At 65.3% G+C, this 6,500-nt stretch carries 7 protein-coding genes; 4 read left to right on the top strand and 3 right to left on the bottom strand.

The genetic code is table 11. The annotated features are described in order from the left end of the window. The first annotated feature begins 169 nt into the window (after nucleotides 1–169). On the top strand, nucleotides 170–904 hold the full coding sequence (locus QRN16_RS20125) for an SDR family NAD(P)-dependent oxidoreductase (RefSeq protein ID WP_285189443.1): 735 nt from the start codon (nucleotides 170–172) through the stop codon (nucleotides 902–904). A 40-nt stretch (nucleotides 905–944) separates the two neighbouring features. On the opposite strand, the gene QRN16_RS20120 is transcribed toward QRN16_RS20125, so the two are convergent. Then, complete coding sequence (locus QRN16_RS20120) at nucleotides 945–1,433, bottom strand: DUF2505 domain-containing protein (protein WP_285189442.1); 489 nt, start codon at nucleotides 1,431–1,433, stop codon at nucleotides 945–947. Nucleotides 1,434–1,521: 88 nt separating this feature from the next. Here QRN16_RS20120 and QRN16_RS20115 point away from each other — a divergent pair, with 88 nt between their 5' ends. Continuing rightward, entirely contained in the window at nucleotides 1,522–2,364 is an 843-nt protein-coding gene (locus QRN16_RS20115) for an alpha/beta hydrolase (protein WP_285189440.1), read from the top strand. A gap of 14 nt (nucleotides 2,365–2,378) precedes the next feature. On the opposite strand, the gene QRN16_RS20110 is transcribed toward QRN16_RS20115, so the two are convergent. After that, a complete protein-coding gene (locus QRN16_RS20110; protein WP_285189439.1) occupies nucleotides 2,379–3,077 on the bottom strand; it encodes a FadR/GntR family transcriptional regulator in 699 nt (232 codons plus the stop codon). 89 nt (nucleotides 3,078–3,166) lie between these two features. On the opposite strand from QRN16_RS20110, the gene QRN16_RS20105 reads away from it, so the two are divergent. Together QRN16_RS20105 and QRN16_RS20100 are read left to right on the top strand one after the other, a co-directional pair. Beyond that, complete coding sequence (locus tag QRN16_RS20105; protein ID WP_285189437.1) at nucleotides 3,167–4,765, top strand: FAD-dependent monooxygenase; 1,599 nt, start codon at nucleotides 3,167–3,169, stop codon at nucleotides 4,763–4,765. 30 nt (nucleotides 4,766–4,795) lie between these two features. After that, nucleotides 4,796–5,623 carry a fumarylacetoacetate hydrolase family protein gene (locus QRN16_RS20100; RefSeq protein ID WP_285189436.1) on the top strand — a complete coding sequence of 276 codons (828 nt, stop codon included), beginning with the start codon at nucleotides 4,796–4,798 and terminating at the stop codon, nucleotides 5,621–5,623. Nucleotides 5,624–5,674: 51 nt separating this feature from the next. On the opposite strand, the gene QRN16_RS20095 is transcribed toward QRN16_RS20100, so the two are convergent. Beyond that, nucleotides 5,675–6,478: a TetR/AcrR family transcriptional regulator gene (locus QRN16_RS20095; protein WP_285189433.1), complete on the bottom strand. Its 804-nt coding sequence runs from the start codon at nucleotides 6,476–6,478 to the stop codon at nucleotides 5,675–5,677. Nucleotides 6,479–6,500: the final 22 nt, after the last annotated feature.

Here is a 6,500-nt window from a genome sequence, read left to right as displayed (position 1 = left end):
ACTGGAACTTCTACCGCGCCCTCGCCGACTTCAAGATCGCCGTCATCGCCGAAGGGATCGCACACCGCGCCCTCACCTCCGACGACGTGGACGGCACCGCCGCGGCAGCCGCCCACGCCACAGCCGAATTCGCCGCAGCCGGGCTGCGCTCACTGGAAGGAGCGACGCTGTGACACGCAGCGCCCTGATCACAGGCGGCTCACGCGGAATCGGACTCGCGATCGGGCGACGCCTCGCGAGTGAGGGCTGGTCCATGCTCATCACCGGGCGCAAGCAGGACACCCTGGACGACGCCGCGCAGACACTCACCGACTCCGGGGCCGCACGGGTGCGCACCGTCGCCTGCGACATGGCCGATCCCGACGTGGCCGAGATCCTCATCAGCGAATACGGGAAGAGCTTCCGCGCAATCGACGCCCTGATCCTCAATGCGGGTGTGGGCACCGCCGGACCCATCGACACCTACCCGATGCGCCGGTTCGACAAGACGATCGACGTGAACCTGCGTGCTCCGTTCGCACTGCTACAGGCCGCGATGCCGTTGCTGCACAATGCAGTTGCCGCGGACCCAGCACACGGCGCGAAAGTGATCGCGCTGGCCTCACTTGCCGGGGTGTACCCGGAAGCCGGCCTCGCCGCTTACGGCGCTACCAAAGCCGCGCTGCTCTCGGTGATCGACACCCTCAACTCCGAACAGAGCGGCTCCGGCATCACGGGCACCGCCATCGCCCCTGGCTACGTCGACACCGACATGAGCGCCTGGATCACCGATCGCATCCCCGCCGACACGATGATCTCGGTCGACGACATCGTCGAACTCGTGGCCGCCCTGACACGCCTGTCGCCGCGGGCCGTCGTCTCCCGCGTCGTCGTCACCCGTGCAGGAGCGGGACTGCAGGCTTGACCGTCCGCCCAGCCCGCGGTGTTCGATACCTGCCGCTCGATCAGCCCTTCGCGAGGTGATCCGACAGGAACCCGAATTCGGTGTCGACGATCTGGGCGATCTCTCCGGACAGCGTCTTCTCCACGTCCGCGCCGAACATCGGTATCGGAACTCTGATGTCGAAGTGCACAGTCACCTTCGATCCGGTCTTGTCCGGCTCGAGGGCCATTCGCCCCTCGATGTCGCCGGGCCCCTTCAATTCGACAGCGGTCTCGCCGCTGTACCCGTTGTCGACCCGGTTCCACCGCTCGGTTCTGATCACCTCGGGCTCTCCACGCACGAAGCCACGAACTGCTTTCGGTAGCTTGCTGCGGGCCACGGTGGTGAACACGGTGATGGTCAGAGAGCCGTCGGAGACCTCGTGCTCACGAAGCTCCTTCGACGTCGCTTCGACTATGGCAAGCCGGTTCTCGACGAACATACGGTCGCAGAAGAGAGCGAAGACCGTGTCCGGATCTGCCGAGAATTTTTGTTCGAGGTCGAGTTGCATCGTGTCGTCCTTCGTCGGTGAAGTCAATAATTATTCGGTTAATATAGACACCGAAGCGATCCGCCGACAAGCTTCCGAAGGAGAACGCATGCACCGGGAGAACACCACTTTCGCCGTCGACGGCGAGACGGTCGACGGATGGTATTTCGTACCTGACGCGGCGCCGCCCCACCCCGTGGTGATCATCGCCGAGGGCCTGGGCGGGGTGAAGGAGATGTCACTCGACCGTGTCGGCCGCTCCTTCGCCGAGGCCGGTTTCGGTGTGCTGGCATTCGACTACCTGAACTTCGGCTCGTCGACCGGCCCGAGTCCCCAACTCGTCGATCCGGAACAACAGGTCCGCACATTTCGCGCCGCGATCGACGTGGCGCGAGCTCGTCCGGACGTCGACCGGTTGCGAGTCGGCGCGTGGGGTGCCAGCTTCGGCGGGGGCCACGTACTGCGCCTCGCCTCCACCGACACGACGATCGCGTCCGCAGTGGCAGTGGTGCCGCACCTGGGCGTCCCGCGTTCGGAGGCGCTGCGCAACGCCGTGAAGCCCACGACCTGGCGAGCAATGGTCACCCGTTCGCTCACGCTGGTGAGCGCGGGGCCCGCCGATCCGGCCCTCCTGCAGGACCGCGACGCGTACGAGTTTCTCACCGGTACGGCCCAGCGTCAGGCGCCGCAGTGGCGCAACGACATTGCGTCCGCATCATTGCCGCGGCTAGGTCGGTACACCCCGGTGGCGAGCGGGAGTCGGTTGCGGGTGCCGACACGAGTGATCGTCGCGACCGACGACACCCTCAATCCTGCATCCAGGACGCGGAAGGCACTCCCGACGACGGACACGATCGAGGTCCCCGGGGGCCACTTCGACATCTACGGCTCCTCGTACGAGTCGATGATCGGCGCCTCGCTCGACTGGTTCCGCACAACCATGCCCGCCTGAGCCGAACCGCCCGTTCAGTCCTCGACGTCGGCCGCGTTGTGCCGTCGGACCGCAGCTGCCGTCGTCTCCGTGTCGCCGGCAGCGATGGCCTCGATGAGGTCTGCGTGGACTCGGACGCGGCGTTCCAAGTAGTCGGGCGCTCGACCTTCTGCTGCGGTGACCGAGGTCGACAGGTCACGTATGCAGCTTACGGATCCGAGGTAGACGGCCTTGGCGACCGCGTTCGGTGTAATGGCGGCAATGCGTTCGTGCAGGGTCCAATTCGCAGCCATGAAGGTGTCTGTCGATCCGACGGAATCCGCCATCCGCTCGACACTGCGACGGAGGGCCGCGATGTCGCGGGCGGTCCGGCAGCGCGCCGCATCCCTACAGATCAGGTCTTCGAGAGCGTCACGGACTGCCATTGCGTCTGCCACGGTCGCAGAATCGTTGGGGACTGCGAGCAGAGTCTGTCGCAGGCGCACCACCGGACTGGGCCGCGCGACGAAAACCCCGCCGTTGCGGCCCGGCCGGATCTCGACAAGGCCGCGCTCGGCCAACAGCCGTAGGGCCTCGGTGATGGTCTGCTTGGCCAGGCCGGTCTGCTCACGCAGATCCGCCACTGTGGTCAGCCTGTCGCCGGGGGCCAGATTCCTGCCGGGCAGCGACGCCTCGAGGCTCCGTGCCAGCGCTTCCACGCGTGAGACGGACACGGCAGAGATGTCGGAAAACATACGAATAGTTTAACTGGTAGTTCTTGACATCGCTCGGCGGCTGAGCCAGACTTCGAATTTAATACCGGGTAGTAATTGAAGGAGTTCGCGTGGACAGTTCGCTGGAGGTGCCGCACGTCGACGTGGCCGTGGTCGGCTTCGGTCCCGGCGGTGAAGTACTCGCCTCACTGCTCGGTCAGCGTGGCCACTCGGTGGTGGTGTTCGAAAAAGCACCCGAGCCGTACGGTCTCCCCCGAATGAGCACACTCGACGGCGAGATCGCCCGTCTGCTGCAGCACACCGGCGATCCGGCGGAGGCGCTCCTCGACGCGATACCTCAGCTCGAGGTCGAGATCTACGGAGCCGACTCGCAGCGGGTAGGAACGCTGGACTGGAGCGAGCGCCACAGCGGATACCCGTCCCGGCTGTCGTTGCACCAGCCGAACATCGAGTCGGCCATGGAACGGCGCATCGCCGAATGTCCGTCGGTCGAAGTCCGTTGGGGCGCAATGGTCACCGCCGTAGAATCCGCGCAGGACGGCGGTATCGAGGTCACCTCCTTCGTGGACGGCACCGAATCCCGACTGCACGCGCGATACCTGGTGGGCATGGATGGGGCGTCCAGCACCGTCCGCTCACTTCTCGGCATCGACGTGGAAGTACTTCACGAACATGACGACCGGTGGGTACTCACCGACTACGAGGTGGTCAAGCCCCTCCCGGACGGGCTGGACCACCGCATCTACATGGACATGAACCTCGTCGAGCCGTACTTCTACGGCCCCAACGGTGCCGGACGGTGCCGCACCGATGTCAAGCTCGCACCCGACGTCGACATCGTTGCCGTTCAGGAGCCGTCGCAAGGCTTCGAGTTCCTCGAGAAGCGAGTCGGCATCCCCCGCGACCACGTGACACAGACGCGACGGGTGATCTATCGCTTCCGATCCCACATGGCGAAAGCCTTCCGGGTGGGTGACGCCTTCATCGGCGGCGACGCCGCGCACGCCATGCCCCCACACATGGGGCAAGGGGCCTGCACAGCGATGCGAGACGCCGTCAACCTCGGCTGGAAACTCGACATGGTTCTGAGCGGCACCGCTGCACCCGACCTACTGGACACCTACGAATCCGAACGCCTCGAGCACGACAGCCAGTTCGTCCACGGGTCCTTGGGGAGTTGGTCGATGGTCGTTCAACCCGACCGGGCATCCGCCGAGCAGCGCGACGAGTTCCTCCGTACCTCCGAGGACGCGTTGGGTTTCTACCTCGATCCACTGCGCGACGGTGTACTCCACCGCACCGCCGACGGGGGCTACGGCCGGGAAGCCGGGGAACTGGCCCCGCAGGGTGTGGTGCGCCGCGGAGGTGAGACCGCGCTGCTCGACCAGTTCACGGGCTTCGGCTTCCAGCTGGTGAGCACGCAGGTTCTCGACGACGCTCTGGGTGTGGACAGGATCCGGGAGCTCGATCGACTGGGTGTCCGACGTGTTGTGGTCGCGATCGACGGTTCCGGCGAGTCGGATTCCGATGCAACAGTATTCGAAGATGCCGAGGGCACGTACGGCGAGTACTTCCGCACGCAGGGTGCCACCGCTTTCATCGGGCGACCGGACTTCTACACGTTCGGTCTCGCAGACGGAGACAGCGCCACGATCGCACTCGTGGACGACCTGCTGGCACAACTCCCCGCCCCCGTTCCCACCGCCTGACGCCGATCACGGCATCCAAGGAGATATCACGTGAAACTGATCGGGATCAGCCGCGGTAACAGCCCGGAGATAGCGCGGACGGACGGGGCAGAAGTATGGCCGATAGCGGAAGTCGGCGACTTCTGGGCGGATCCGCACAGCGCCCTCGAGCGCGCGGACTCCGCGCCCGCCGTTCCGTTGCAGCGGTCGGACGTCATCGAGGTACCCCCCATTCCGTTGTCCGCCAGAGTCTTCTGCATCGGGCTGAACTTCCATGAGCACGCGGCGGAGGGCGGATTCGTAGTTCCGACTCACCCCACAGTGTTCGGCAGATGGACGGCATCCCTCAGCGTCGATGGGCGATCGGTGTCCGTTCCGCGGGATGAGGCAGGGCTGGACTGGGAGGTCGAACTCGCGGTGGTCGCCGGACGACGGGTTCACGACGCCGACGAAGACGAGTGCACCGCAGCAATATTCGGGTACGCCACTTTCAACGACCTCACCGCACGCCGCGCGCAGAAGCTCACCAGTCAGTGGACCCTGGGTAAGAACGCAGACGACAGCGGACCACTCGGGCCTCTGGTGACCGTGGACGAATCGGGGCACCCCGACAAGGGTTGGTCGTTGACGACACACGTCAACGGAAAACTCGCTCAGTCGGGAAACACCCGTGACATGATTTTCGGCCCCGCCGCCCTGCTGTCGTTCCTCAGCCGAACGATGACGATCAACCCCGGCGACATGATCGTCACCGGGACTCCCTCAGGCGTCGGCTACACCCGAACACCACCCTGGCTGCTCTCCGCAGGAGATACCGTCACCGTGGAGGTCGGCGACCTCGGAGCCGTCACCACACCGGTTGTCGCTGCAGCACAGTAGAACCGACGAGCATGCGAGCGACCCCGCCGGCGACCCCGGGCGGGGTCGCCGTCAGTCGAGTGCAGGTCCCCGAGTCAGAACGGTTGCCCGTGACACGAACGCGAGGTGGCGCACCAGCTCGTCGTCACTCAAGTGCGCGGCGGAGGCAAATCGGTCTCCGTACGCGACGTGGATGGTGACCGACGAGGTCACGAGGCGAAAGGTCAGGTCGAGTTTGCGGTCGACATCGTCGATCTGAGCGATTCCCGGGTGCTTCAGCAGTGTCGATGCGAACTGCTGTCCGAGCTTCGTCGTCCAGGCAGATCCTTTCCGTCGTATCTCGGCGTGAGACCCCGCCAGAAGAACGACCGCCTTCATCAGTCCTCGTCGGTCGAGAAAGATTCGAGCCACGACGCCGACCGCCTGATCGACCGCGTCGCCCGCCGACTCGGAATCCCAGCGCACCATCGCCGCCACTTCTACCTGACGGGACTCGATCGACTCCATCGCGTGGTCGTAGACCGCCAGAAGCAACTCGCCCTTCCCGTCGACCCGCGAGTAGATGGACGCGACCGAAATGGATGCGCGGTCGCAGACGGCCCCGATCGTGAACCCTTCCGCCCCGGACTCCTCCAGGACTTCCACGCCGGCAGCAAGTGCCCGTTCCCACGACCGCCGGGATCGCTCCTGAACGGCCGGCCGTATCCGCGGCGATTCGGTCTCGCCGCTGTCCGACTCGGGCGTGGTCACGGGTGTATTCAACCAGACCCACGGCGGGTATGTGGCCATGAACAGAATAAGAATTCTTTTTCTGTTTACCCGGCGAATCGACTCGCATCCGCCGTTCGCAGTGGCAAACTCCGCCACGTCAGCCATTCGACGAACCTCGATGCACAGG

The sequence above is a fragment of the Rhodococcus sp. MEB041 genome (assembly GCF_030208955.1).
GTDB lineage: Bacteria > Actinomycetota > Actinomycetes > Mycobacteriales > Mycobacteriaceae > Rhodococcoides.
This window is presented reverse-complemented; position numbering and strand designations above follow the sequence as displayed.

What these genes read in the sequence shown, in the direction of transcription:
- QRN16_RS20120 (WP_285189442.1), bottom strand. Translation starts at nt 1,433, where the DNA reads ATGCAACTCGACCTCGAACAAAAATTCTCGGCAGATCCGGACACGGTC.
- QRN16_RS20115 (WP_285189440.1), top strand. Translation starts at nt 1,522, where the DNA reads ATGCACCGGGAGAACACCACTTTCGCCGTCGACGGCGAGACGGTCGAC.
- QRN16_RS20110 (WP_285189439.1), bottom strand. Translation starts at nt 3,077, where the DNA reads ATGTTTTCCGACATCTCTGCCGTGTCCGTCTCACGCGTGGAAGCGCTG.
- QRN16_RS20095 (WP_285189433.1), bottom strand. Translation starts at nt 6,478, where the DNA reads ATGGCTGACGTGGCGGAGTTTGCCACTGCGAACGGCGGATGCGAGTCG.